Here is a 26221-nt window from a genome sequence, read left to right as displayed (position 1 = left end):
GGATCGGGTGCCTAGCCGGGCGGGCCGCCGAACAGCAGCAGGTAACCGACGACAGCCACGGCCAGGATCACCAGGACGCCACCGACGACGAGGTTGCTCCGGTCGCGGCGCTGGTCGTCGGTCAGCGGCCCGCCACCAGCTCGTACCTGGATCGCCTCCCGGCGCCGCTCCGACCAGTGATGGAGCCAGACGAACGGCATGAACGGTGCTACGACGGGCGCGAGCCAGAGCGCTCCGATTCCTTCCAGCGCCGAGCGGTCGCTGGTCCCGAACCGGTCGCGCACGTATCCGTACGCCTTCACCGACAGGAACAGGAACCCAGCGAGCAACAGCCAGGGTCCGACGGTTTCCATGCGCGGATCATGCCACCATCGCCGGCGGCTCGACGGGTCTCGCGGTGATGTCCCGGGTGCCGTCCGCATCGCGCAGGTAGGTGTAGCCCAGGGGTGATCTCCAGAGGTAGGTGCCGGGATCGAGGGTGCTGTAGGTCCAGCCGCCGTGGGTCTTGAGGCGGTGGTGGCGTCTGCACAGGGCGGCGAGGTTGTCGGTGCAGGTCTGGCACGGAGGCCCACCGGGATCGTAGGGAGTGATGTGGTCGCAGTCGCAGCGACGGGCGTTGCGGTTGCACCAGGGAAATACGCAGGTGCGGTCGCGCAGGAGGACGTGCTCGCGGATCCTCTCGGGGATCGCGTAGCCGTCGGTCCCCAGCGGGTCGTCCAGGTCGATGACCGGCTTGACGATGACCTGGGTGGTGGTGCCGGGAGTGTCGCACCAGGCGCGGACCTGGTTGACCGTGATCAGCTGCCCGCCCGCGTTCTCCAGGGTGGCGACGCCGCCCTGGGTGGCGAGGTTGTCGTGGGTGGTGTGGACGTAGAGCACCACCTGGCGGACCGGCCGCTGGGCGTGCCCCTCGAAGGTGCTCGTGAAGGTCCGCGCGATCAGGCCGAGCGCCTGGCTGCGCCGGACGTCGAGGGTGGCGCTCGAACCTTGGTCGGCGAGGTGCGCCGCACCGACCTGGAGCGCGGCCTCGAGGTCCAGGGCATCGGCCAGGTCGAGATTGCCGGACACGTAGCTGGTCCCGGAGAAGGCCGGGTCGTGGTGCAGCGCGACCTTCCGGGTCTCGGCCGCCTCCTGCGCCAGCTCGAGAGCCGTCTCGGGCATGAAGGTCGCGATCGCCTCATCGACGAGCCGGTCCAGACGGGCGACTCCGATCTGGTGGGCGAGAGGAGCCACGACCAGATCGACGTGCGCCGCAGCATCCGGCGTCAGGGCCAGGGTCTTCTCCGCGATCCGCCGGGCCCGCCAGACCTGGAGCTCGCCGGCCTGGACCCGGGACCAGACGTTGGGGAGTCGGTAGGCCAGCTCGAGAGCGTGGGCGATCATGAACCGCCCTGACTCCGTCGTGCGTCCGATCGCGGCGGCGAACTCCGCCAGGCAGAACTCCGAGACCGTCGGCGCCCCCGGTCCGGCGATCGGGACGGGCGAGTCACCCCAGGTCGCCGCGTCGTCGCTCCCGGCATCCTCGGCGACGAGGTGCAGGCGGGCCCACGCCAACGCGTCGTTGAGCAGGCTCACCTCCGCGCGATCCGCCGCAGCTTTGTGCTCCCGTGCAGCCGCCAGCACGTCGGCAGCACCCCGGGCCGAGCTGGTCCGGAGCGCCCGGCGCGGGCGATGCGTGGAGGAGGTCATGCGTCCATCGTTTCTCGAACACCTGTTCGAGAGAAGGGCTCTTCGCAATTTGTGGAGAACTATTTCTGGGAACGCATCCTTGCGCCATCCTTCTGCGACGGAGGACGCGTCGACGAGCTCGGTTGGTCTCCTCGGCGATGAACCGCGCCTACTCCTCCGAGCGCAGCGCCCTCAGGTGACCGCGCCGGGTGCCTTCGTGGGCGTCGACCGGCTCCCGCACCGCGGCAGGGCGCGGCTGGGCTGCCTCGCGGACCGCGTCGGCGAGGGCGAGGAGGTCGTCGGAGGAGTGCGCGTGCGGGTCGTCCTGGACCAGCCGGAGGACCTCCCAGCCGCGGGGTGCGCTGAGCCGCTCGCTGTGCACCTCGCAGAGGTCGTACGCGTGCGGCTCGGCGTAGGTGGCGAGCGGGCCGAGGACGGCGGTCTGGTCGGCGTACACGTAGGTCAGGGTCGTGGCGGCAGCGCGGCCGCACGCCGTACGCGAACAGTGACGAAGACTCACAGGCGTGAGGCTACCCGCCGCCGCCCCCGGGCAGGACTAGGCTCGCGGCGTGAGTTCGAGGATCCGTGACCGCCACGACCGCGGCATGCGTGGGCCCGCGTTCGGCAAGGGCCCGTGGGCACCGAAGGGCGTGCCGGCGGCCCGGACCCGGTCCGAGCGCTTCGACGACATCGCGCTCCGGGTGATGCGGGTCGTGGTGGCGCCGTGGCTGGACCGGCTCGGCGACCTCGAGCTGGCGGTCGAGGAGGTCCCGGTGATCCCGGCCGGCTGGTCGAACACCAGCGTCCCGCTCGCCTCGTACGTCGAGAAGTCCGCTGCCGGCGGCCCACGGCTGGTCCTCTTCCGGCGTCCGCTGGAGCACCGTGCCGAAGGCGTGCTCGAGCTGGAGACGCTGCTGCTGACCGTGATCGTGGAGCAGGTCGCGGAAGTCCTCGGGATCCCCGCCGAGGATGTCCACCCCGGCTACGAGGCGGACTGACTCACCAGCCCGGGCGCACCTGCGGCAACCGGATGGACCTGATCGCCGGCAGCACGCCGGCGGCGGTGATGCCCCGCTCACCCTCGATCACGAACCCGCCGACAACGTCCGCCCGGTCGGAGACCAGGCGCAGGTAGCGGGCTTTCGCGGGCAGCCGCACCGGCACGCTGGTCCGGGCAGGAACCTTGACGGTGCGGTCCCCCAGCACCTTGCCGGCGGCGTCGTAGGTGGCGACCCGGAGTCCGGCGCCGGTCCGCAGCGAGGAGAGCACCAGCTGGCCGGAGCCGTCCGGGAGCACCACGGCGGTACTGCCGCGAATCACCCGGACGCCGGTGGCGAACGCGACGTCCCCGCCCTTGATCGAGCGGACCGTCGCCGTGACCGGACGGCTCGCCGAGATCTGCAGCGCCATCGGGGTGCCGTCGAGGACGGTCCGGATCGGCACCGTCGCCACCGACTTCGGCGGGATCGTCACCGGCAGCAGGTCCTTGGGGGCGAAGGTTCCGGTCGCGCCGATCACCTTGACCCGGGCGATCGCGTCGACCTCGCCGGGATTGACCACCATCAGCGCCGCCGTGGTCGGCTTGGCCGGCAGGCCGGCAAGGGTGATCTCCGCGGCGGGCAGGGACTGGGCGGGCAGCCACTCGTCCACCTCGGAGCCGATTCCGCCGAGTGCGAACCGGTCGGCGACCGAGGCCGCCACCAGCCCGCGCTTCGCCAGCACCCGGAAGGCCAGGTTGCCGACCAGCGGCGCCGTCCGGGCCAGGTCGAAGGACCGGGTCGCGCCGGCGGCGAGGGTGATCCCGTGCAGGCCCGGTGAGGCGACGACGCCCTCGGGCCCGAACACGTCGATGTCGATCACCGCGGCACCGGAGCGCGGGTTGCTGACGGTGAGCACGCTGTCGTGGGTGACGGCCGCGGCACCGGCGCCGACGAACCACCAGCGCGCCCGCGGCTCCGGGCACGGCGTCCAGGCCAGCGTCTTCGACGTCCGCGCCTGCTGACCCGCGAAGGCGCCCTGCGCCAGGTCGGTGTCGACGTCGAACCGCCGCGGCCCCGCCTCGACGGCGAGGTCCGCGGACAGCCCGGTAGTCAGGTCACCGGTACGGGCCACGCTCCCTTTGATCCCGCCGGTGCAGGTGAAGATCCGCTCGTCGAGTTTGACCCGCGATCCCGGGTCGACCGCACGGCCGATGCCGGAGGGGGTGTTCCCGGCCAGAGTGAGCATCACGACGGTGAGGCCGACCAGCATCACCCCGAGGACCGCGGTGCGGTCGGGCTTGGTGGTGGCCCGATTGGTAGCCCGGCGTCCGGGCGCGGTGGTCATCGTCGCCGCCGTTCCGGCGCCGCCAGGACCGCGCAGGTCAGCAGCGCGATCAGGCTCACCGCGGCCCAGACCGGCCGCAACCAGGCCCGGTCGTCGGCGACCGCCTCGAGGTTGGTGTCGTCCAGGACCACCCAGGCCCGCGAACCGCGCGCCGGACCGCTGGCCCCGCCGAATCCCGCCGCCGCGTCGAAGCCGCCGCTGACGACCCCGGCGACCGGGGCCGGCGCGTACACGTACTTGACCCCGTACGACGCCAGCTCGGCCGCGTCCTCGGGGCGCGGCGAGGAGAGCAGCTGCTCGACCAGGCGCTGGAACCCGCTGTTCGTCGGCGTCATCGCCAGCACGCCGTCGTCGCCGAGGCGCTGCGGGCCGGAGCGGAGCACCTGGTACTCGATGCCGTGCCGGACACCGCCGGTGATCCGCAGCACCGCACTGCGCTCGTTGCCCAGTGCCAGCTCCTGCATGTACGTCGGGATGGTCTTCGACGGCCCCCGCTCGAGGATCCCGTCCGGGTGCCCGAGCCACCAGCCGAGGCCGAGCACCGGAGCGGCCACCGCCAGCGCGCAGGTGATCGCGGCGAGCGGTTGCCGCCAGGTGAAGCTGGCGTCGGAGATCAGCTTGACCGCGCCGTCGGCGGCGATCGCCGCCGCGAGCACGAACCCGGCCTGGATCAGGATCAGCAGGAACCCGGGCCACGGCCGGAACTCGACGGAGATGCCGGGCAGCGTCACCGGGACCCGGGACGTGGCGGCCAGCACGACGGTCGCGGCCAGGACGACCACCCACACCCTCAGCACCCGGCTGCGGGTGTCGGGCCGGACGAAGGCGATCAGGGCGGCGATCGGCAGCCCGATCGCGATCCAGCCCGGCGCCTCGGCCACTCCCCCGGTGCGTCCCAGAAGGAGGTCCCAGAACGACGGCTCCGCCGGCAGCGCCGCGGCACGACCGGCCTCGACCAGCCAGGCGCCCGGGGCTCGCAGGGTGCCGATCACCCAGGGCAGGTTCAGCAGCAACGGCACCAGCGTGATGATCGCGAGCTCGCGGCGACGGCCGACGGCGGATCCGCCGACCAGGGCGAAGAGCGCCACCAGCACCAGCACCAACCAGGCGGGAGGAACGAAGGCGATCAGCAGGCCGGCGAGGATCGCGACCCGCCACGCCGCCAGCGGGGTGCCGAGCCCGAGCGCCGCGGTGGCCAGCCAGGGCAGGATCGCCGCGCCGACGACCGTGCCCAGTCGGCCCTGACCGACCGCGCCGGAGAGCACCGGGAGCAACGCGTACGTCGCAGCCCCCCAGAGCGGGGCGAGCGAGCCGGTGGAGAGCCGGCGCAGGAACCGCAGCGCGCCGACGAACGCGACCGGGACGGCGAGCAGGAAGATCAGGTTGATCACGGCCCCGACGTGTCCGAGCATCAGGGTGCCGAGGACCGCGAGCGGGAGCAGGTACGCCGGCCCCGGGGCGTGCGACCCGGTGCCCAGCGAGTGCCGCCAGCCGCCCCAGATCTGCCACCAGTGGCCGACCCCGTCGGGCACCGGGAGCAGCGCGCCGCCCTGCAGCAGACCGCCGCCGAAGTAGGCGCGTCCGGCGACCAGACCGATCAGCACCGCCCAGACCACCGGCGAGCGGAGCACCCGCAAGAACCAGGGGGTCTCGTCGGTGACCCCCGCCGGGCGCCGGCGGGCCGCCTCGTCGCGCACGCTGTTCGCGATCGCCACCCCGATATCGGTGAGGTAGTCGAGCCCGTGCCGGTAGGGCAGCCAGAACGGGGCGAGCAACCCGCGGATCTCGCGGTGCTCGACCTTCGCCGTACCGGCCCGGGCCTTGCGGGCCCGCAGGATCCGGCGCGGGTGGCTGAAGATGTCGAGCAGGGCGGCGATCTCGTCGGCTGCCTCGCCGGGTGCCCGGACGAGCAGCAGGCCGAGCGCCCGCAGCAGGCCGCCGAGGATCATCCGGGCCGACCGGAACGGGATCGTCCAGCCGGGGCTGTTGACCAGCAGCGTGTACTGCGCGCCCTCGCGCTCCTGCCGTCCCGGGTGGTCGACGAGCTCGGACTCGCGGCGGCCGCGGCGCGACGCCTCGAGGTGGAAGACGACGGCATCCGGGACGACCCGGGTGACGTACCCGGCCCGCGCGACCCGCCAGCCGAAGTCGACGTCGGTCCCGAAGACCGGCAGGTACTGGTCGAGCCCCACGGACTCCAGCACGCTGCGGCGGACCAGCATCCCGGCGGTGTTGACCGCCAGCACCTGGTGCGGCTCGTCGTGCTGGCCCTGGTCGTACTCGCCGCGCTCCAGGCCGGTCTCGCGCTGGCCGGTCCCGGTCAGGGTCACGCCGACCTCGAGGAGGCGCTTGAGGGACGGCCACTCGCGCAGCTTCGGGCCGAGGACGGCGAGGTCGGCCGGCGCTGTCTCGGCGGCCGCGACCAGCGTCTCCAGGCAGGACGGCTCCGGGTTGGAGTCGTCGTGCAGCAGCCAGACCCACTCGTCGGGCTCGGCCGGATCGGCCTCGGCGAGAGCGATGCGCACCGATTCGGCGTACGGCGTCCGGGGGTCGAGCCGGATCACCGGGGTACCGGTGGCTTCCTCCACGAGGGCGGGCGAGTCGTCGGCCGAGCCGGTATCGACGGCGACGATCGCGTCGATCCCCCGGGTCTGCTCTCCGAGGCCGCGGAGCACCGCCGGGAGCCAGCGGGCACCGTTGTGGCTGACCAGGAGCGCGGTGACCTTCACGAGGGGTCAGCCTAGGGGGTCACCCCACGTGCGTCAGACTGCCCTCTTCTTGAGCTTGCGCCTCTCGCGCTCCGAGAGTCCGCCCCAGATGCCGAAGCGCTCGTCGTTGCCCAGCGCGTACTCCAGGCAGTCGCCGCGGACGTCGCAGGTGAGGCAGACACGCTTGGCCTCGCGGGTGGAGCCACCCTTTTCCGGGAAGAACGCCTCGGGGTCGGTCTGGGCGCACAGGGCCCGCTCCTGCCAACCGGCCTCGTCTACGTCCCCCTCGAGCAGATACAGCTCGCGCATCTTGTTCCCCTTCGACCCAGCAACCCTGACGGGCCGCGATTTGTGTGAGGAGTGACCTTCCTCACCCGACGAGTGTCGGACTGGAAAATCACACTGATGTGATTACATGCCTGTCGCGCCCTCGAAGTCAAGCCCCGATCTGCTAATGAAATTCACCAGGGGCCACACTTCTGCCATGACTTCTGCTTCCTCCGGCCCCGCTCGCACCCTCCCGGCACGCATCACCGTGCTGTCCGGCGGCGTCGGCGGAGCCCGGTTCATCCAGGGCGTCCTGCGCCTGATCGAGCGCTCCGGCGCGGACACCGCGGTCACCGTGATCGCCAACACCGGTGACGACATCTGGCTGCACGGCCTGAAGGTCTGCCCCGACCTCGACACCGTGATGTACACCCTCGGCGACGGCATCGACACCGAGCGCGGCTGGGGCCGTACCGGCGAGACCTGGCACGCCAAGGAGGAGCTGGCCGCCTACGGCGTGGAGCCGACCTGGTTCGGCCTCGGCGACAAGGACCTGGCGACCCACCTGGTCCGTACCCAGATGCTGGACGCCGGCTACCCGCTCTCCGCGGTGACCGAGGCGCTCTGCCGCCGATGGCAACCCGGCGTTCGCTTGCTGCCGATGTCCGACGACCGGATCGAGACCCACGTGGTGATCGACGACCCGGACACCGACGAGCGCCGCGCGGTGCACTTCCAGGAGTACTGGATCCGGCACCAGGCGAACGTGCCGGCGCACGCGGTCGTGCAGATCGGTGCCGACGAGGCCACCCCCGGCCCGGGCGTCCTCGAGGCGATCACCGACACCGACCTGGTGATCCTGCCGCCGTCCAACCCGGTGGTCTCGGTCGGCGCGATCCTCGCGGTCCCCGGCGTCCGGGACGCGCTCGCCGGCACGCCCGCGCCCGTGTACGGCGTCTCCGGCATCGTCGGCGACGACCACGTCCGCGGGATGGCCCGTCAGCTGCTCGGCATCATCGGTGTCGAGGTCTCGGCGGCCGCGGTGGCCGAGCACTACGGCGCCCGCGCGAACGGCGGCGTCATCGACGGCTGGCTGGTCGACACCGTGGACGCCGGCGCGGTGGCCCGGATCGAGGCCGCCGGGATCAAGGCGAACGCGGTCCCGCTGATGATGACCGACCACGACGCCACCGCCGACATGGTGACGGCGCTGCTGGACCTGGCCGGCTTGTGACCGACCTGCAGGTCACCTCGCCGGACGGGATCGGCGAGGTCGTCGCGGGGACCGACCTCGCTGCGCTCGTCGTCGAGCGCGGCGACCTGCGCGACGGCGACGTCGTGGTGCTGACGAGCAAGATCGTCAGCAAGGCCGAGGGCCGGGTGGTCCGTGGCGATCGGGACGAGGCGATCGTTGCCGAGACCGTCCGCCTGGTGGCCCGCCGCGGGCCGACCAGCATCGTCGAGAACCACCTGGGCCTGGTGATGGCCGCCGCCGGCATCGACGCGTCCAACGTCGAGCCGGGCCTGCTGGTGCTGCTGCCGCTGGACCCGGACGCGACCGCTCGCGCGCTGCGGGAAGCGGTGCACCAGCGCACCGGCCTGAACATCGCCGTGCTGATCAGCGACACCGCCGGCCGGGCCTGGCGGCACGGGCAGACCGACCTGGCGATCGGTGCGGCGGGGATCGAGCCGATGGTCTCCTTCGACGGGCGCACCGACTCCTACGGCAACCCGCTCGCGGTGACAGCGCCGGCGGTGGCCGACGAGATCGCCGGCATCGCCGAGGTCGTCAGCGGCAAGCTCGGCGGCCGGCCGCTGACCGTCGTACGAGGTCTCGCGGAGCGGGTGCTGGCGCCGGGTGAGCACGGTCCGGGCGCGCGCAGCCTGGTCCGGGAGGTCGGAACCGACATGTTCGGGCTGGGCAGCCGCGAGGCCGTGGCGGCCGCCCTGGCCGGCACCGATCGCACGCCGTTCGGAGCTCCGGCGCTGGCCGCGGACCTGCTCGACGCGCTGGGGGCGTGCGGGTTCACCGCCGAGCCGGAGGGCACCGGCGTCGCTGTCGCCGCGCCGGCCGACGACGTACGGCTGGGCGCGCTGCTGTTCGCGTTCGGGTGGACCGTAGGATCCGACCAGTCCTCGGAGACCCGCACGCGGCTTGCTCCACTTTCGTAGACTTCCACCGATCCGCCCCGCCCAGAGAGAGCAGCCCCGTGGCCAAAAAGAACCCGAAGAATCTCGAGCGTCGCGCAATGGTCGAGAAGATGCGTCAGGACCAGCAGCGCAAGGAGCGCACCCGCAGCTTCGCCATCCTCGGCGTCTGCGTGCTCATCGTGGCCGCCCTGATCGGGACCGCGAGCTGGAAGGCGATCCAGTCGAACAACGAGAAGAAGGAACGCGCCGCCAAGGCGATCACCGAGCTCGGCAAGGCGGCCGCCGCTGCCGACTGCGACGCGATCCTCACCAAGCCGACGGACAAGTCCCAGACGCACATCAGCGCACCGCAGCCGATCACGTACGCCGACGCCCCGCCGTCGTTCGGTCCGCACCGTCCCGCCGCGGCGCCGTTCGGCCGGCCGTTCTACGGTGCCGACGACCGTCCCGAGGTGGCCGAGCTGGTGCACAACCTCGAGCACGGCTACGTGATCGCCTGGTACGACGACACCGCGGCCAAGGACAAGGCCGAGATGGACAACCTCAAGTCCATCGCGGAGAAGTACCAGGACGCGCAGGAGCGCTTCATCGCCGCACCGTGGCACCCCTCCGACGGGGCGGCCTTCCCCGAGGGCAAGCACATCGCGCTGACCCGGTGGTCGGCCGACGACAAGGACCAGGCGGACGAGTCCAAGCAGCGCGGCAACTGGCAGTACTGCGGCTCGGTCAGCGGCGAGGTCACCAACGACTTCTTCAAGAAGTGGACCAACGACCAGTCCCCCGAGCCCGGCCTGATGTGAGCCGGCGCGCCGGCCTCAGGTGAGGTCGGCGCGTCCGGCCGCCTTGAGCGCCTCGACGATCGACTTCACGTCCTGGGCGTGCTCGGTCGTGGTGACCAGCACGGCGTCGCCGGTGTCGACCACGACCACGTTCTCCAGACCGAGGACGGCGATGGTGCGCTCCGTCCCGGTGACCACGAGCCCGGAGCTCTGCTGTGCGAACACGCGCGCGGCGTCGCCGAGGACCTTGATCCCGGTGCCTTCCCGGGTTGAGTCCTGGGCAGGCGTCAGGTCGGTCAGGGCCTCGAAGTCGCCGATGTCCTCCCAGCCGAACGAGCCGGGGACCACGGCGACCTTGCCGGCGGCCGCGGCGGGCTCGGCGATCGCGTGGTCGATGGCGATCTTGGTGAGCCCGTCCCACAGCTCGTCCAGCTGCTGGGGTTCGGCGGCGATCGCCCGCAGGTCGCGGGCCAGGTCGGGGTGGTTCTCGGCGAGCAGGTCCAGCACCACGCTCGCGCGGGCGACGAACATGCCGGCGTTCCAGCGGTAGTCACCGGAGTCGACGTACGCCTGGGCGGTGTCGGCGTCGGGCTTCTCCACGAACGAGTCGACCGCGTGCGCGGTCGGGAACCCGTCGAGCCGCTCCCCCAGCCTGATGTACCCGAACCCGGTCGAGGGGCTGTCCGGCGTGATGCCGAGCGTCACCAGCAGTCCGGTCCGAGCGACCGCGGCGGCCTCGGTGACGCAGGCCCGGAAGGCCTCGGGGTCGGCGATCACGTGGTCCGCCGCGAACGAGCCGATCACCGCGTCCGGGTCCTGGCGCTCGATGATCGCCGCGGCCAGACCGATCGCCGCCATCGAGTCCCGGGGGCTCGGCTCGGCGATCACCTGGTCGGCCGGAAGCTCCGCCAGCTGACCCCGTACGGCGACCTGGTGCGCCGCCCCGGTGACCACCAGCAGCCGCTCGCCGACCAGCGGCTGCAACCGGTCGTAGGTGGCCTGGAGCAGCGTGCGTCCGTCACCGGCCAGGTCGTGCAGGAACTTGGGAGCGCCGGCCCGCGAGAGCGGCCACAGCCGGGTGCCGGCGCCGCCCGCCGGCACCACTGCCCACAGGTCGCCGTGATGGGTCGCAGGAATGCTCGCAGTCATGGGAGGCATCATGCCGGGTGGTCCATCCGGGTGGTCCATCCGGGGCCGAACGCGGCTACCGTGTCTCCTGCCATGGCCAACTTCCCCGACCTCCTCGCCCGTCGCCTCGCCGCCGACCCCGGGCAGCCGTTCGTCACCTTCTACGACGACGCGTCCGGCGAGCGCACCGAGCTCTCGGTGCAGACGTACTCGAACTGGGTCTCGAAGACGGCGAACCTGTTCGCCGACGAGCTGATGCTCGACCCGGGCGACGACCTTCGGATCGACCTGCCGCCGCACTGGCTCGGCGTGGTCTTCCTCGGCGGTCTGCTTAGTTGCGGCCTCGGCCTGGACGACGGTGCCCCGGTGGCGATCGTCGGCCCCGACGGGGTGTCCGGCGGCGCGGGTCTGGGCGTCGCGACCACGATGGCCTGCTCGTTGCGCCCGTTCGCGGTGCGCTTCGCCGAGCCCTTGCCGCCGGGGGTGCTCGACCACGGCGTGCTGTGGGCCGGGCAGAGCGACGTCTTCTCGCCGATCGAGCCGACCGAGCTGGATCCGCCGACGGCCGACGACCGACGGGTGATCACCGACCTCAATCCGCTCTCCGCCGAGGGCCGCGAGCTGGTGCTCGGCCTGGTCGCAGGCTCCGGCTCCCTGGTGCTGGTGACGAATTCGGACGACGGCAAGTGGCCCGCCCACTCCCAGAGCGAGCGGGTCACTGCCGCCGTACGGGCTACCGGCTGATCTAACCGATCAGCTGGTAGCCGGCGAATCCGGTTGCCACCCACATCCGGGGGGCGAACCCACCGGACGTCTTCCCCGGGAGCAACCAGATCACGCCAGTCCCCTTCTCCCTGGCCAGGAGATCCGCCACGCCGTCCCCGTCGACGTCACCGACGCCCACGTAGGAGTCGTAGGCGGGATTGACCGCCCCGTTGGCCGAGCGCAGCGCGGTCCCCACCGCCGCACCGCCGGCCAGCGGCACGAACGAGCCGTCGGCGGAGACGAACGCCGCACCTCGGGTCGACCAGGCGGCGGTGCCGATCTGGTTGAAGGTGCGCAACGAGGCCGGGGCGAGCCGCGGCGCCTTGAACGCCTTGAGCCCGTAGCCCGGGAAGATCAGCATCGGTCCGGATCCGATCCGGCCCATCAGGTCCGGGTAGCCGTCGCCGGTGACGTCGCCGACGGCGGCGAGCCTGGTGACGGACTTCCAGCCGGTGCCCAGCGAGCGCGGCTGGCCGAACTTGCCGTTGCCCAGACCCGGGTAGAGGACCAGCTGGTTCCCGCTCGAGGTCCGGACGACGACATCGCCCTTGCCGTTCCGGTTCCAGTCGCCGACGTTGAGCACCTGGGTGGCACCCGGCACCTTGAGGTTGGACGGCAGCGGCGCGCTGGTGTTGCGGCGGCCGTTGTTGGGCACCACGACCAGGCGGCTCGCGGAGTCGAGGGCGACGACGTCCGCGGCCCCAGACCCGACCATCGGGGCGAGCGACGCCTTGGCCAGGCCGGCCAGGCTGCGGAACGGCCCGAAGGCCTGGCCCAGCGCGCCCTTGCCGGTGCCGGAGTAGATGCTGCTCAGTCCGGTGCCGTTGCTGCGCACCATCACGTCCGGCTTGGAGTCGCCCGAGAGGTCGCCCCACCCGAAGAGGGTGTTGACCCCGGCGCCGAGCGTACCGATCCGGACCGGCTTGGCGAGCTTGGTGCCGCGCGCGGCTCCCGCGATCAGGTAGAGCGTCCGGTCACCGGAGACGGCCACCAGGTCGGGCTGCTTGTCCCCGTTGAAGTCGCCGACGCCGGCGGTCCGGCTGTACGGCCAGGTCCGGCTCAGCACCACCGGCGGCTTGAACGTGCCGTTGCCCAGGCCGCCGTAGAGCAGCAGGGCGCCGGTCTTCTTGTCGATGCCGACGACGTCGTTCTTGCCGTCCCGGTTGAAGTCGCGGACCGCGGTGATGGTCTTGACGCGGGCGAACGCCTTGGTCGGAGCGATCCCGGCACGGGACACCCGCCCGGCTCCGTCGCCGAGGAAGACGCGGGTGGTGCCGGTCTTCCGGTTCTTGCCGAGCACGTCCGACTTGCCGTCGCCGTTGAGGTCGCCCACCGCGGCGAGGATCCCCATCGCGGACCAGTTCCCCTTGCTCACGATCCGGCCGCTGTAGGAGAGGATCCCCTGGGTCGGGACCACCTGGATGGCGCCGGTGCTCTTCGACTTGACCAGCAGGTCGGGCCAGCCGTTGTCCGCAATGCTGGTGCGCGCCGGCAGGGTGATCCGCGGCTGCGCGACCGCGCTCGCCGGCGTCGTCGTCGGCGGCTTGAGGTCCTTCGGCGCGGCCACCATCGGGCGGTTCACCGGGTCGGCCGGGATCTGGGCACCGTTCTGGATCGCCTGGGCCGCGGCCCGGATCGACGGGATCTTGGCGTACAGGTACTTGCCCGGGCACGCCGTCCGGCCGACGTCGCGGTGCCCGTTGATGGCGTACAGGTTGCGGTCCTTGACCCAGAGCTTGGTCGCGTCGGCGCGGATGTTGTACAGCGAGAGCTTCCAGGCGAACAGCTTGGCGTAGGCGTCCAGGACGGCCTGCGGCGGCTGGGCGATGTCGAAGTTGCCGATCGCGGACATCGCGAAGGCGTACTCGTTGTAGCCGAGCGTGTGCGCACCGACGACGGCGCGGTCGACGCCGCCGTACCGGCCCTCCCAGATCCGCCCGAACCGGTCGACCAGGTAGTTGTAGCCGATGTCGGACCAGCCCCGGGACTGGGTGTGGTACGCGTAGATGCCCCGCAGCAGCGCCGGCACCTGCTCGGCGGTGTAGTTGTTCGCGTTCACCGTGTGGTGGATGAAGCCGGTCTTGACGGTCCCGTAGCGCAACGATCCCTTGTCCCGGAGCTTCTCGTTGGCGCCCCACTGCGCCCGGGAGTAGATCGTCGGCTTCGGGGCCGTCTTCATGGCCACCAGATCCAGCTCGGCTGCGGCCCCATCCCCATGGGTCGCAGCCGAGCCGGATCCGAGCTTGGCGGTGTCGATCGCGGCCGGCTCCTTGACCACCTTCGCGGCACCCGGGTCGATGACCGCGAGCTCCAGGTCGGCCGGCGCCTTGCCGTCCTTGGTCTCGGCGCGCATCTGCACCTCGTCCACGTCGCCGACCACGACCGCGTCGGTGCCCGGGCGGCTCGCCAGCGCGGCCTCCGCGGTGCCCGCGTCCGGGCCGTGCTCGTCGTGGTACTCGGCCGTGGTCCACCCGGACCAGGCCCCGTCCTTGCGGGTCCGCACCTGGACGGCGATGTCGTCCTCGGCCAGCTCGGTCCCGGCCTTCCAGGTCACCCCCACCGTCGCGTACCCGGTCACCTTCGTCGGCGTCGAGACAGCAGCGAGCTTGCGCGCCGACGACGTGGTCGGCGCCTGGGACTGCGTCCTGGAGGAAGACTTCGCAGGTGTCTTGGCGGGTGTCTTGGCGGGGGCCTTCGCGACATCCTCCGCGATCCCGCTGACCTTCACCTCGCGCACCTTCGGCGTCACCGCCTCGGTCGCGGCATACCCCTCGGTCACGTCGACCGCCGGAGCCAACCCTCGAGCATCCACCACCGGAGCCTGAGCCTCAGGCGTGACGATCTCCAGCGTCATCACGCCCGCAGCGGACGCACCAACAGCCACGACCGTGGCCGTGACAAGGAATTGCTGGCAGATCGTGACGTACCGATCACGGGTCAGACGCATCGCAGAACTCCAGTGTGATTAGGGGAAGTTATTCACACGAGCCCCTATTGTCACATCAGTAACATGCATTCTGGCAAGGCATTCTTGGCAATTACAATCGTGTAATTCGTGAATTACAACGCTGTAATTAAATACATTCCTGCGTCTGCACAATCGGCGTCCTGCGGGCACACCTGAGGACAGCGACGTCCTCTCCCCTCACCAGTGGGGCCGTACCAGGCGGGGGTCGACGTGCAGAGGCCGGAGCTGCCAGCCTCCAGGCTTGGCATGGCGCTGCAAGCAAGGGCAAGGCACCGCGCAGAAGTCGCAGCGACAGGGCAAGACCGCTGGAGCGAGGACCTCTGGACGGCGGCCCCCGCAAACCCAGCCACAAAAGCCCGCCGCAGGCGCAAGCCCCTCGCCGGAGGCGAGAACTAGATATCCGCCCCGAGCTCCTCGTCGGTGTTCCCGGCGGCGGTGGTCGGCTGATCCGTCGGGTCGTCGTCGTACTGGAGGTAGCGGATCCCCTCCTCGACGTCCCCGTCGAAGTTCAGGTGCCCCGACTCCAGCACCAGCACCCGGTCGCACATCGAGCGGACCGAGGCCGTGGCGTGCGAGACGTAGAAGATCGTCGTCCCCTGCTGACGGATCTCCTGCATCTTCTGGACGCACTTGCGCTTGAACGGGCGGTCACCGACGGCGAGCACCTCGTCGGCGAGAAAGATGTCCGCGTCGACGTGGATGGCGATCGAGAAGCCGAGCCGGGCGTACATCCCGGACGAGTAGTGCGACACGGGGGTGTCGAGGAACTTGCCGATGTCGGCGAACGCGACGATGTCGTCGAACTTCCGCTTGATCTCGGCCTCGCCCATGCCGAGGATCGCGCCGTTGAGGAAGAGGTTCTCCCGGCCGGTCATCTGCGGGTGGAAGCCGGCTCCGGTGGCGATCAGGCCGGCGATGCGGCCCCGCGTCCGGATGCTCCCCTGGTCGGGACGCATCACCCCGTTGATCAGCTTGAGCAGGGTGCTCTTGCCACTGCCGTTGAGCCCCATCAGGCCGATCGACTCGCCCTGCTCGACGGTGAACGAGACGTCGTTGACGGCCTGGAACTGCTCCTTGAGCGGCAGCCCCTTGAAGGTCGCCACCGCCATCTGCTTCAGCGAGCGGTGGTACTGCATCGTGAAGTCCTTGGTGACGTTCTGCACCACGATTGAGTCGACCATCTACAGACGCTCCGGGAATCGGGACTCGAGGCGCGAGAAGAACTTCTGCGCCAGGTAGAGCAGGACCAGGCAGATGCCGAGCATGATGAAGCCGCGCTCGAAGAGGTCCGGCGGGAATTCGTTCGTGTACTTCTCCGGGTCGTCCAGGGTCGGGTACCAGAAGAAGCGCTGCATCAGCAGCACGGACTCGGCCAGCGGGTTCGCCATGTACAGCTGGTAGATCCACGGGTGGTTGTCGCCCAGCTTCGCGATGAACGAGTAGCTGTACATCATCGGCACCATGAAGTGCAGGAACTGGGTGAACGTCGAGACGATGTTCTGGAAGTCCTTGTAGTAGACGTTCAGCGCCGAGAAGAACAGCGCCATCGACATCGCGAAGGTCAGCAGGATGAGGAGCCCGAGCACGCCGGCGGCGACCGCGGTGAACGTCAGGTGCCAGCCCGCGATGACGCAGAACACCGTGAGGATCAGGATCTGCGGACCGGTGTGGTACATCGCGGTCACCATCGCGGCGACCGGGAAGATCTCCCGCGGCATCCGCATCTTCAGCAGCAGCGCCCGGTTCGAGCGCACCGACCGGGTGCCGCCGCTCCAGGTCTCGCTGAAGTAGTGCACGAAGACCATGCCGGCGAACAGGTGCAGCGCGAAGTTCGGGGTGCTCTTGTGCGCACTGAGCACCACCCCGAAGACGAAGAAGTAGACGCCGAAGCGCATCGCCGGCTGGATGTAGGACCAGAGCAGGCCGAGCACCGAGGCGGCGTACTGGGCAGCGAGCTGGCGGCCGACGATGAGTCGGAGCAGGTAGCGCTGCTGGAAGACCTCGGCGATGCCGCCGCGCGGCGAGGGGTCGACCAGCTCGGCGTCGACCACGCGCACGCCTCGGGGGCCGTCCAGCGGCGCGGCCACCGGCATCGCGTCGGACTTCTTCTCGGCGAGCGCCCGGGCACGGCGCGCGGCGTTCCTGCGCCGGCCGTTCTCGTCGACCGCGTGCGCCTTGGCGGCCCGCCGGGCCGCTCGGTCCGCTGCCTTGCTCACTTGCCGCCCGCCTTCAGCGACGCCTCGAAGGTGGGCTCCCAGGCCTCTGGCGAGGTGATCTCACCGAGGGCCTCCCGGTAGCGCCGCGCCATCGTCGGCCACTCGCGGTAGAGCCGCTCGTGGATCTCGAGGGTACGGCGGAACAGGTCCTTGAACTGCTCGGGCTGGCGCCGGTAGAACGCCGCCGAGGTGCCGTCCGGCATGCTCACGATCGCCGAGTCGAGGGTGGCCAGGTGGTACCAGCGGGCGTCCATCGCCGGCATGTTCCCCTCGGGGAACTCCCGCGACAGCGGCCGGGTGCCGCGGAACTGCCGGATCCCGCCGAGCACCGCCGAGATCAGCTGGGACGGCTTGCTGGGGATCTCCGAGGTGTCGCTCTTGCGCCGCGGCTTGGAGTGCCGCACCGGCGGGAATGCGTCCGGGTCGGCGGAGAGCTCGGCGTCGTCCCAGCCCTTGCGGAACTCCCGGACGTCACCGAGCTTGCTGCCGAGCACGGCGTGCAGGCCCTCGGGTCCGGCCAGCGCGTCCTCGAGCGCCTGGTGGCGCAGCTCGACGGTGGAGTACTGCATCGCGAACAGGTGCTTGAGCTGGTGGTTCAGGCTCTCCCGGATCAAGCGGCCGCCGTGCTCGAACGGCGAGTGCAGGAACGCGGCCACGAACCGGTTGCGCTGGTGGAAGTAGGCCTGCCAGTCCAGGGCGTCGTTCTTGTCGGTCCACGGCACGTGCCAGACCGCGGCGCCGGGCATCGACACCGTCGGGTACCCGGCGGCCTGGGCGCGCAGCCCGTACTCCGAGTCGTCCCACTTGATGAACAGCGGCAGGCTGAGCCCGATCTCGCGGACCACCTCGAGCGGGATCAGGCACATGAACCAGGGGTTGAAGTCGACGTCCAGGCGGCGGTGCAGCCAGCGCGAGCTGCGCAGGTTGCGGGCACCGAAGTCCCAGTCCGCCTCGGCCGACTTGGGCGACATCCACCAGAACCGGTGCCGGTTGATGATCTCGCCGAAGCTGTGCAGGCGCGCCTTCGCGAAGATGCTGAACATGTGGCCGCCGACGATCGTGGGGCGGCGGGCCAGGTCGCCGAAGGTGACCGCCCGCAAGATGCTCTCCGGCTCGGCGATGATGTCGTCGTCCAGGAAGAGCACGTACTTCGACCGGTCGGACTTGAGCGCCTCGAACTGCGCCCGGGCGAAGCCGCCGGAGCCGCCGATGTTGCCCTGCTCGATCACCCGGAGCTTGCCGCCGAGGGAGGCCTCCGCCTTGGCGAAGCCCGGGTCGTCGACGACCTTCTGGGTGCCCTGCTCCATCACCAGGACCTCGTCGACGAGCGCGTTCACGTCCGGATCCTCGCCGACCTGCGCCACCAGGGCGGCGCAGAAGTCCGGGCGGTTCATCGTGGTGATGCCGACGGTGACCGAGCCGACCTCGGCACGGTCCGCAGGGACCTCGGCCGACCAGGTGGCCTCCTCGATCACGGCGGCCTCGTCACCGGCCACGACGTCGAACCAGTACCAGCCGCCGTCCACGAACGGGGTCAGGGTGAGGTCGAACGACGCGGAGCTCGGTCCGGAGGTCTCGCAGGTCCAGCCGTCGACCCGCTGCGAGCGGCCGTTGGCCATCGAGCGGTAGACGATCACGCTGGCGCCGAGACCGGAGAGGGTCAGGTCGAGCCGGACCTGCTGCACGATCGTCCAGCGGCGCCAGTAGCTGGCCGGGAAGCCGTTGAAGTAGGTGCCGAGCGAGATCCGCTGGGCCTCCTCGACGCGGAGCCGGCGACGGTCCAGGATCGCGTCCGGGTGCAGCGAGGTGCCCGAGGAGATGGCCTGCCGGGCGGCGGCCTTGTTCAGCTTCTGGGCGCCCTTGTTCGAGCCGATTGTCTCCTTGTCGGCGTCGAGCATCGCGTCCTCGGTGTCGACGTACAGGGGTACGACGTCCAGGTCGCGGTCACCGGGCAGCACGAATCGCTGCAGCACCCGCCGTACAGTCGCCTCACTCACCGTCAACGCCTCCGGACTTCAGTTCGGCACCCTCGGCGAAGTGCGGCTTCAGCTTGTTCTCGTACATCGAGAGTGCCGACCCGATCGCCATGTGCATGTCGAGGTACTTGTAGGTGCCGAGGCGACCGCCGAACAGGGTCAGCGGCTCCTTCTTGGCGAGGTCCCGGTACTTCAGGAGCTTCTCGCGGTCCTCGGCGGTGTTGATCGGGTAGTACGGCTCGTCGTCCTCGGTCGCGAAGCGCGAGTACTCGTGGACGATGACCGACTTCCCGGGCAGGTGCGTCTTCTCCCGCTCGGGGTGGAAGTGCTTGAACTCGATGATCCGGGTGAACGGGACTTCCTGGTCGTTGTAGTTCACGACGCCGGTGCCCTGGAAGTCGTCGACGTCCACGACCGACTCCTCCAGGTCCACGGTCCGCCAGGACAACCGGCCCTCGGCGTTGCCGAAGTACTCGTCGACGGGCCCGGTGTAGACGATCGGGACCTTGCCCTGGAACTGCTCGCGCACACCGTTGGCGGCGTCGAAGAAGTCGGTGTCGAGGCGGACCTCGATGTTCGGGTGGTCGGCCATCTTGGTGAGCCACGCGGTGTAGCCGTCGGTGGGCAGGCCCTCGTAGGTGTCGGAGAACCAGCCGTTGGCGAACGTGTACCGGACCGGGAGGCGGGTGATGATGTCCGCGCTCAGCTCCTTCGGGTCCGTCTGCCACTGCTTGGCGGTGTAGCCCTTGATGAATGCCTCGTACAGCGGGCGCCCGATCAGGCTGATCGCCTTCTCCTCCAGGTTCGAGGCGGTCTCGGTGTCGAACTCGGCCGCCTGCTCGGCGATCAGCGCCCGGGCCTCGTCGGGAGTGTGCGACTTCCCGAAGAACTGGTTGATCAGCGCCAGGTTGAGCGGCAGCGAGTAGACCTGGCCCTGGTACTTGCCGAAGACCTTGTGCCGGTAGTCGGTGAAGGTGGTGAACCGGTTGACGTACTCCCAGACCTTCTCGTTCGAGGTGTGGAAGAGGTGCGCGCCGTACTTGTGCACCTCGACACCGGTCTCCGGGTCGGCCTCCGAATAGGCGTTGCCGCCCAGGTGGTGGCGCCGCTCGAGGACGAGCACCCGGAGGCCGAGCTCGTTCGCACAGCGCTCAGCGATGGTCAGACCGAAGAATCCGGATCCGACAACGACGAGATCGGGGTCCACACACACTCCTCAACGACAGACAGGCCCGGGTCAGTCTAGCGGCGCGGCGAACCGCTCCGGTTCGCCAACAGGCGTCGGTAGGCGACCTTTCTCACACCCTCCGGCACCAGCCGGTAGCCGCCGCGGACCGAGACGTTGCGGGCGTACTCGAGCCGCGAGGTGATCCCGAGCTGCCGGAACCGCCGCTGGAGGCGCAGCTCGCTGCGCAGCAGGTCCCGTCCCCCGCGGCGTGCGTAGGCCCCGGCTCCGACCCGGTAGTAGACCAGCGGATCGCCGATGTTGGCCGGCACCGCGCCGCCCTCGACCATCCGGGTGAACAGCAGGTAGTCCTCGAGCAGCGCCATGTCGGTGTACCCGCCGGCGGCCAGGACGGCGCTGCGCCGGTAGACCACGGTCGGGTGGTTGAACGGGTCCCGGAAGCGGATCACCCGGCGGATCTCGGCCGGGTCCGTGGGCGGCGTACGGCGGCCGACGACGTCGTCGGTGTCCTCACCGAACTCGACCAGCCCGGAGCCGACGATGTCCGCGCCGGCCTCGATCAGCGGCAGCTGGCGCTCGAACCGGTCCGGCATGCTGACGTCGTCCGCGTCCATCCGGGCGATGATCTCGTGGCTGCTCGCCGCCAGGCCGGCGTCCAGCGCCGGCCCGAGGCCGATGTTGTCGACCAGGGCCACGTGCTGGACCGGGACCGGGCTGGTCGCGACGATCTCCGCGATCGCCTCGGCCAGCTCGTCGGGCACCGGACCGTCCTGGACCAGCACCACCTCCGCCGGCGGCCGGGTCTGGTCGACCACCGAGGACTCGAAGGCCAGCCGCAGGTAGCCGGGGTCGTCGTTGCCGTAGGTGCTGATCAGCAGGCTGAACGGTTCCGGGCTCGCTGCGGGGACCGGTCCTGGGCGGGCCTCGGCCAGGACGTCGGCGTTGGGGCGCGGCCGGCGCACGCCCGCGACCACGCCGCGGCGCAGCGCTCGTCGCAGCGTCGCCTTGTCCGAGGACCCGCGGAAGGTGCGGAACCAGCGGCGGGCGGTGGCGGCGGAGTACAGGCCGCGCTCGGAGAGGCTGAGGCCGTTGGAGCGGGAGAACACCCAGAGCTTGTTGCGGACCTCGAAGAAGAACCGCTCCCCCGGGTCGGCGTCGGTGGAGCCGAACACCTTGGTCTTGTGCACCACCACGCTGGAGGGGCAGGCCAGCCCGACGCCGCCGCGGATCAGCCGGGTGGAGTACTCGAAGTCGTCGTTCCAGAGGAAGTAGTCGGCGATCGGCAGGCCGCGCTCGCGGACCGTGCTCGCGTCGCACATGATCGAGACGAACGAGGCCGACCGGATCGGGATCGCGCCGACCGCCGCCGCGTCGGCGCGCTCGGCCTCGGTGGCGCCGGGCTTGGTCCGCGGCGTGTTCATCGGGTGGTCGCGGCCGTCGGTCCAGACGACCCGGCTGGCCAGCACCGCGGGGCGCTGCCCGGGGTACCCCGCCCAGGCGGCGACCAGCTCGGCGGCCGCCGTCGGCGTCGGCACGGTGTCGTCGTCGAGGAGCCAGATCAGGTCCGGGTGGTGCGCGAGCGCCCGCTCGATGCCGACGGTGAAGCCGCCCGCCCCGCCGGTGTTCTCACGCAGCCGCAGGACGTCCAGGTCGCGGCCGTAGTCCGAGCCGAGCAGCGCCGCCGTACCGTCCGTGGAGTCGTTGTCGATCACCACGATCGCGGCCGGCGGGTGCGTCTGGGCCCGGAGGGCGTCGACCGCCTCGGTCAGCAGCGCCTGGCGGTTCCAGGTGACCACCACGGCGACGACGCGCGCCGACGTGGGGTCTGGGTTCGGGGACACGACGAGAACCCTAGGTCACCCCGGTGTCAGCAGGCTGCGCCGAGGTCGTCGGCCTGGTTCGCGGCGTACCCGGAGCGCAGGCTGCCGATCGCTCCCCCGGTGGTGCCCTGGTTCTTGGCCGGTGAGCCCGCCTTCGCGGTGCCGCTCTTGCCGGCGCCCTTCTTGGCCTTCTTCGGGTGGATCGCCTGCTTCACCGCCTTCTTGATCTTGGCGATGTCGGGCTTGCCGGTGTTGATCATCGGCGGCACGAACGACACCGTCCGGACCGGCTGCGACCGCGCCTTGAGGGCGAGCTCGGTGAAGGTGCTGATCTCGGAGCGCGGGATGTTCGTCTTGATCAGCTGGGTACTGGCCTTGGCGATGTCCCCGAACTTGGTGACCACCTTGGTCGGGCTCAGCTGGTGCAGCATCGCGTTCATCACGCACTTCTGCCGGGCCATCCGGGAGTAGTCGTCGGCGGACTCGCGCGACCGGGCGAACCAGAGGGTGTCGAACCCGTTGAGCTTCCGCTTCCCGGGCTCGATGTAGCCGGTCACCGGGCCGCCGACGCCGCCGATCGGGATCCGGTCGCGGACGTTCAGGGTGACGCCGCCGACGGCGTCGACCATCTTGCGGAAGCCCTTCAGGTTGACCATCGCGAAGTAGTGGATCTTCAGGCCGGTGATGCCCTCGACGGCCTCGCTGGTGGCCTCGACCCCGGGGTTCTTGACGCCCTTGAAGAGCGGCTTGTGGTCGGCCGCCCAGGTCGCCAGCGAGTTCAGCTCGCACTCCGGGCCGCAGTTGAACCCGTCCGGGAACTGCATGTCCATGATCGAGCCCTTGGCGAACGGGAAGTTCAGCATGTTGCGGGGCAGCCCGAAGAGCACCGACTTGCCGGTCTTGGCGTCGATGCTGACCACGGTGATGCTGTCCGGCCGCAGTCCCCAGCGGTCGGCCCCCGAGTCCCCGCCGAGCAGCAGCACGTTGTAGCGGCCGTCCGTCGTCTCCTGGGCCTTGCCGGTGCCGAACATCGTGGTGATCCAGTCCTTCTGGACGGTCACGATGTGCGAGGCGAAGAGCAGCGCTCCGGCGACCGCGAAGCAGAGCACGCCGTTGATGCCGACCATCGCCAGTCGCTGCTTCTGCGCCAGCGCGAGCGGCTCACCGATCCGCCAGGCGTCGATGAACAGGTAGGCCCAGCCGATCGCCAGGCCCATCAGGCCGAACCGCAGCAGGGTCAGGATCGTGGTGTTGGTGAAGAACTCGATGACGAAGGTGTTGTTCACCAGCCCGATCAGGAGCAGCAGCCCGAACGACACGATCAGCCCGAACCAGATCCGCATCGCGATCCGTCCGGTCTCCTTGCGACCGGCGACGAGCTGCGCCGACCCGGGCAGCACCAGGGTCATCAGCATCAGTGCCACGGCACGGCGGAACCGGATGCGGCCTAGCTGGCGGCGATGGTCCGGGGGAAGGGCGGACTGCATAGCCGTCAGTATCACCAGTCACAAGCGTCACACCGGTCACGCCGCGCCGAGATCCGGCCTATCCGTTGTCGCGCGCCGCCAGGATCTCCTGCTTCTGCGCGAGCCGGTGAGCGCGCCGGATCTCGGCCTCGCGGGCCCGTCGTACCTCGTCCGGGGACTCGGGGAGCAGCGGCGGAACCGGGCGCGGTTCGCCGTCCGGGTCGATCGCGACGAAGACCAGGTACGCCGACGCGACGTGCACCGGATCGGTGCCGGCCTGGTTCCACGGCTCGCTCTCCACCCGGACGCCGACCTCCATCGAGGTGCGGCCGGCCCAGTTCACCTGGGCGGTAGCGCGCAGGATGTCACCGACCTTGACCGGGGCCAGGAAGGCCATCTCGTCCATCGCGGCGGTCACCGCGGGCCCGCCGCTGTGCCGGCCGGCGGCGGCCCCGGCGGTCGAGTCCACCAGGCGCATCACCTCGCCGCCGTGCACGTTGCCGAGCAGGTTCACGTGGTTCTGGTTGGCGAGCAGGGTCAGCACGACCCGCCCGTACGACGGCGGCAACGGCTCCATGAGTCGCACCCTAGGGTCCCGGTGGCCGATCCGTACACGGTTGACCTTCGCACCTCCCTGTACCGTCGTCGCCATGCCTGACCGCCCCTCCGACGAGCCGGAGTACGACTGGCTCTACGGGAAGAAGGGTCGTCCCGTGGGCCGGACTCCCGACGAGCCCGAGCACACCCAGGTGATCCCGGCTCCGCCCCGGTCACCGTCCGCCGCACACTCCGGGCCGCCGCCGCGCAGGCCGGGCGGCAAGGGGCTGCCGACGCCGGGCCTGCCGCCGCGCCCGAAGCCGGTCAAGTACGCGCGCCGGATCCTGCTGCTGCTCCCGCTGCTGCTGCTCGCCTGGGTCGCCTACCTGGTCGCGGTCCCGGTGATCGCGGTCAAGAAGATCGACTCGGTGGACGCGTTCCCCGCGAAGGGCCGGCCGGCCGAGCAGGACGGCACCACCTACCTGATCGTCGGGTCGGACAGCCGGGCCGGGCTGACCAAGGCCGAGCTCAAGAAGTACGGCGCCGGCGGCGTCGGCAAGATCGGCCAGCGCACCGACACGATCATGATGCTGCACCTCGGCTCCGGGAAGCCGCTGCTGATGTCGATCCCCCGCGACTCGCTGGTCCCGATCCCCGGGTACGGACGGACGAAGATCAACGCGGCCTTCGCGTACGGCGGCCCCAAGCTGCTGGTCCGGACGATCGAGAACAACACCGGCGTCCGGATCGACCACTACGTCGAGATCGGCTTCGGCGGTCTGGTGAAGGCGGTCGACGCGGTCGGCGGGGTCGAGATCTGCCCGACCAAGCGGATGCGCGACAAGAAGGCGAACCTGAACATCAAGAAGGGCTGCCAGAACGCCAACGGCGTCACCGCGCTGGCCTACTCCCGCTCCCGGTACGTCCAGAAGTACGGCGACATCACCCGGGCCCAGCACCAGCGCGAGGTGGTGACCGCGCTCGGCAAGAAGGTGATCTCGCCGTGGACGGTGATCAACCCGTGGCGCTACTCCCGGGTGATCAACGCCGGCACCTCGACGCTGAAGGTCAGCGACGGCACCGGCATCATCGCGCTCGGCAGGTTCGCCCGGGCGATGACGCAGGTCAACGGCAAGGACGGACTGACCTGCGGGATGCCGATCCGCGACCAGGCGATCAACTGGGACCGCGACCGCGCGCTCGCGCTGCTCAAGCTCATCAAGGAAGACCGAACCGACGAGGTCGGCGCCGACCTCTGCACACCGACAGGATTCGTCAAGTGACCTTCGAGACCCTCTCCGTGACCGTCGACGACGACGGCATCGCCACCCTGCTGCTGGACCGCCCGGACGCGCTGAACTCGTTCACCGTCACGATGGCGCGCGAGCTCGAGCGGTTCTTCCTCGACGCCGCCGGCGACGACAGCATCAAGGCGATCGTGGTGACCGGCTCCGGGCGCGCGTTCTGCGCCGGCATGGACCTCTCCGCCACCGGCAACGTCTTCGGCCTCGACGAGACCGTGGCGCCGACCCCGGCCGACCTCGCCGGTGACCGCCTGTACGACGAGCCGGTCCAGTCCGGCGTCCGGGACACCGGCGGCAAGGTGACCCTGGCCATCCACGCCTGCCCCAAGCCGGTGATCGCGGCGATCAACGGCCCGGCGGTCGGCATCGGCGCCACCATGACGCTGGCGATGGACATCCGGCTGGCCTCGACGAAGGCCCGGATCGGCTTCGTGTTCGGCAAGCTCGGCATCGTCCCGGAGGCGGCGTCCTCCTGGTTCCTGCCGCGGATCGTCGGCATCCAGCAGGCCCTTGAGTGGGTGTACTCCGCCGAGATCCTGACCGCGGAGCAGGCCCTCGCCGGCCGGCTGCTGCGCTCGGTGCACGAGCCCGAGGAGCTCCTCGACGCGGCGTACGGGCTGGCCCGCTCGTTCGTCGTCGGCCGCTCCCCGGTCGCCCTCGGCCTGGCCAAGCAGATGCTGTACCGCAACTCCGCCGCCGCCCACCCGATCGAGGCGCACCGCGCCGACAGCCTGGCGATGTGGCACGCCTCCGTCGGCGACGGCAAGGAGGGCGTCGCCGCGTTCCTGGAGAAGCGCGAGCCGACCTTCACCGGCAAGGCCAGCGAGCTGCCCGAAATCTACTGACCCGGACGTATCACCGGCCCGGGTGAGCGCTCTGGGTCGGCATGGATCTGATCAGGGCGGGCTCTGGCCCCGCATCCGCACCCTCCACTAGATTCGACGGGTGCAGGGATGT

Annotated in this window: 22 protein-coding genes; 7 read left to right on the top strand and 15 right to left on the bottom strand. The window is 70.6% G+C overall.

The window, feature by feature from the left end; all coding sequences use genetic code 11:
* Window positions 1–11 precede the first annotated feature (11 nt).
* From EFK50_RS15170 to EFK50_RS15160, 3 genes are all read right to left on the bottom strand, one after another.
* Window positions 12–353: a hypothetical protein gene (locus tag EFK50_RS15170; RefSeq protein WP_123228343.1), complete on the bottom strand. Its 342-nt coding sequence runs from the start codon at window positions 351–353 to the stop codon at window positions 12–14.
* Window positions 354–360: 7 nt separating this feature from the next.
* Entirely contained in the window at window positions 361–1689 is a 1329-nt protein-coding gene (locus EFK50_RS15165) for an HNH endonuclease signature motif containing protein (RefSeq protein WP_123228342.1), read from the bottom strand.
* Window positions 1690–1837: 148 nt separating this feature from the next.
* On the bottom strand, window positions 1838–2188 hold the full coding sequence (locus EFK50_RS15160) for a DUF3499 domain-containing protein (protein WP_123228341.1): 351 nt from the start codon (window positions 2186–2188) through the stop codon (window positions 1838–1840).
* Between the two features lie 49 nt (window positions 2189–2237).
* On the opposite strand from EFK50_RS15160, the gene EFK50_RS15155 reads away from it, so the two are divergent.
* Window positions 2238–2666, top strand: coding sequence for a metallopeptidase family protein (locus tag EFK50_RS15155; protein ID WP_246004167.1), 429 nt, complete (start codon window positions 2238–2240; stop codon window positions 2664–2666).
* A gap of 1 nt (window position 2667) precedes the next feature.
* On the opposite strand, the gene EFK50_RS15150 is transcribed toward EFK50_RS15155, so the two are convergent.
* From EFK50_RS15150 to EFK50_RS15140, 3 genes are read right to left on the bottom strand one after another with little or no spacing between them, the layout of a single operon-like run.
* Window positions 2668–3993 carry a DUF5719 family protein gene (locus EFK50_RS15150; RefSeq protein ID WP_123228339.1) on the bottom strand — a complete coding sequence of 442 codons (1326 nt, stop codon included), beginning with the start codon at window positions 3991–3993 and terminating at the stop codon, window positions 2668–2670.
* The gene (locus EFK50_RS15145) at window positions 3990–6722 is read right to left on the bottom strand and encodes a glycosyltransferase family 2 protein (protein ID WP_123228338.1); all 2733 of its coding nucleotides are present in this window, start codon (window positions 6720–6722) and stop codon (window positions 3990–3992) included. The genes EFK50_RS15150 and EFK50_RS15145 overlap by 4 nt, the downstream gene beginning before the upstream one ends.
* Before the next feature lie 33 nt (window positions 6723–6755).
* Window positions 6756–7010: a WhiB family transcriptional regulator gene (locus tag EFK50_RS15140; protein WP_123228337.1), complete on the bottom strand. Its 255-nt coding sequence runs from the start codon at window positions 7008–7010 to the stop codon at window positions 6756–6758.
* Between the two features lie 175 nt (window positions 7011–7185).
* Between EFK50_RS15140 and cofD the strand changes: the two genes are divergently transcribed.
* The 3 genes from cofD to EFK50_RS15125 all read left to right on the top strand — a co-directional run bounded on the left by cofD (window position 7186) and on the right by EFK50_RS15125 (window position 9919).
* The gene (gene cofD, locus EFK50_RS15135; protein ID WP_123228336.1) at window positions 7186–8202 is read left to right on the top strand and encodes a 2-phospho-L-lactate transferase; all 1017 of its coding nucleotides are present in this window, start codon (window positions 7186–7188) and stop codon (window positions 8200–8202) included.
* Window positions 8199–9140, top strand: a complete 942-nt coding sequence (gene cofE, locus EFK50_RS15130; RefSeq protein ID WP_123228335.1) for a coenzyme F420-0:L-glutamate ligase — start codon at window positions 8199–8201, stop codon at window positions 9138–9140. The genes cofD and cofE overlap by 4 nt, the downstream gene beginning before the upstream one ends.
* Window positions 9141–9217: 77 nt before the next feature.
* On the top strand, window positions 9218–9919 hold the full coding sequence (locus tag EFK50_RS15125) for a DUF3105 domain-containing protein (protein ID WP_123228334.1): 702 nt from the start codon (window positions 9218–9220) through the stop codon (window positions 9917–9919).
* Between the two features lie 15 nt (window positions 9920–9934).
* On the opposite strand, the gene EFK50_RS15120 is transcribed toward EFK50_RS15125, so the two are convergent.
* Window positions 9935–11047 (bottom strand): mannose-1-phosphate guanylyltransferase, encoded by a 1113-nt coding sequence (locus EFK50_RS15120; protein ID WP_123228333.1) that lies wholly within the window; start codon window positions 11045–11047, stop codon window positions 9935–9937.
* 72 nt (window positions 11048–11119) lie between these two features.
* Here EFK50_RS15120 and EFK50_RS15115 point away from each other — a divergent pair, with 72 nt between their 5' ends.
* A complete protein-coding gene (locus EFK50_RS15115) occupies window positions 11120–11770 on the top strand; it encodes a TIGR03089 family protein (protein ID WP_123228332.1) in 651 nt (216 codons plus the stop codon).
* A gap of 1 nt (window position 11771) precedes the next feature.
* Here the strand turns inward: EFK50_RS15115 and EFK50_RS15110 are convergent, their stop codons facing one another.
* The 8 genes from EFK50_RS15110 to EFK50_RS15075 form a co-directional block, all read right to left on the bottom strand.
* Window positions 11772–14738, bottom strand: a complete 2967-nt coding sequence (locus tag EFK50_RS15110) for an FG-GAP-like repeat-containing protein (protein ID WP_123228331.1) — start codon at window positions 14736–14738, stop codon at window positions 11772–11774.
* 413 nt (window positions 14739–15151) lie between these two features.
* Entirely contained in the window at window positions 15152–15940 is a 789-nt protein-coding gene (locus EFK50_RS15105) for an ABC transporter ATP-binding protein (protein ID WP_123228330.1), read from the bottom strand.
* The gene (locus EFK50_RS15100; protein WP_123228329.1) at window positions 15941–16975 is read right to left on the bottom strand and encodes an ABC transporter permease; all 1035 of its coding nucleotides are present in this window, start codon (window positions 16973–16975) and stop codon (window positions 15941–15943) included.
* Window positions 16972–18972: a glycosyltransferase gene (locus EFK50_RS15095; RefSeq protein ID WP_246004166.1), complete on the bottom strand. Its 2001-nt coding sequence runs from the start codon at window positions 18970–18972 to the stop codon at window positions 16972–16974. Before EFK50_RS15095 ends, EFK50_RS15100 begins: the two co-directional genes overlap by 4 nt.
* Window positions 18965–20158, bottom strand: a complete 1194-nt coding sequence (gene glf, locus EFK50_RS15090) for a UDP-galactopyranose mutase (protein WP_123228328.1) — start codon at window positions 20156–20158, stop codon at window positions 18965–18967. The genes EFK50_RS15095 and glf overlap by 8 nt, the downstream gene beginning before the upstream one ends.
* Window positions 20159–20193: 35 nt before the next feature.
* Window positions 20194–21978, bottom strand: coding sequence for a glycosyltransferase (locus tag EFK50_RS22725; protein ID WP_123228327.1), 1785 nt, complete (start codon window positions 21976–21978; stop codon window positions 20194–20196).
* Between the two features lie 26 nt (window positions 21979–22004).
* A complete protein-coding gene (locus EFK50_RS15080) occupies window positions 22005–23372 on the bottom strand; it encodes an LCP family protein (RefSeq protein WP_246004205.1) in 1368 nt (455 codons plus the stop codon).
* 130 nt (window positions 23373–23502) lie between these two features.
* Entirely contained in the window at window positions 23503–24000 is a 498-nt protein-coding gene (locus EFK50_RS15075; protein ID WP_183407848.1) for an acyl-CoA thioesterase, read from the bottom strand.
* Between the two features lie 73 nt (window positions 24001–24073).
* Here EFK50_RS15075 and EFK50_RS15070 point away from each other — a divergent pair, with 73 nt between their 5' ends.
* Both EFK50_RS15070 and EFK50_RS15065 read left to right on the top strand, forming a co-directional pair.
* The gene (locus tag EFK50_RS15070; protein ID WP_123228324.1) at window positions 24074–25243 is read left to right on the top strand and encodes an LCP family protein; all 1170 of its coding nucleotides are present in this window, start codon (window positions 24074–24076) and stop codon (window positions 25241–25243) included.
* Complete coding sequence (locus EFK50_RS15065; RefSeq protein ID WP_123228323.1) at window positions 25240–26109, top strand: crotonase/enoyl-CoA hydratase family protein; 870 nt, start codon at window positions 25240–25242, stop codon at window positions 26107–26109. Before EFK50_RS15070 ends, EFK50_RS15065 begins: the two co-directional genes overlap by 4 nt.
* The last annotated feature ends 112 nt before the right edge of the window (window positions 26110–26221 follow it).

Source organism: Nocardioides marmoriginsengisoli, assembly GCF_003725695.1.
In the GTDB taxonomy this organism is placed as follows: domain Bacteria; phylum Actinomycetota; class Actinomycetes; order Propionibacteriales; family Nocardioidaceae; genus Marmoricola; species Marmoricola marmoriginsengisoli.
The sequence above is the reverse complement of the archived record's forward strand: the minus strand, read 5'-3'. Positions and strand labels throughout refer to the sequence as shown.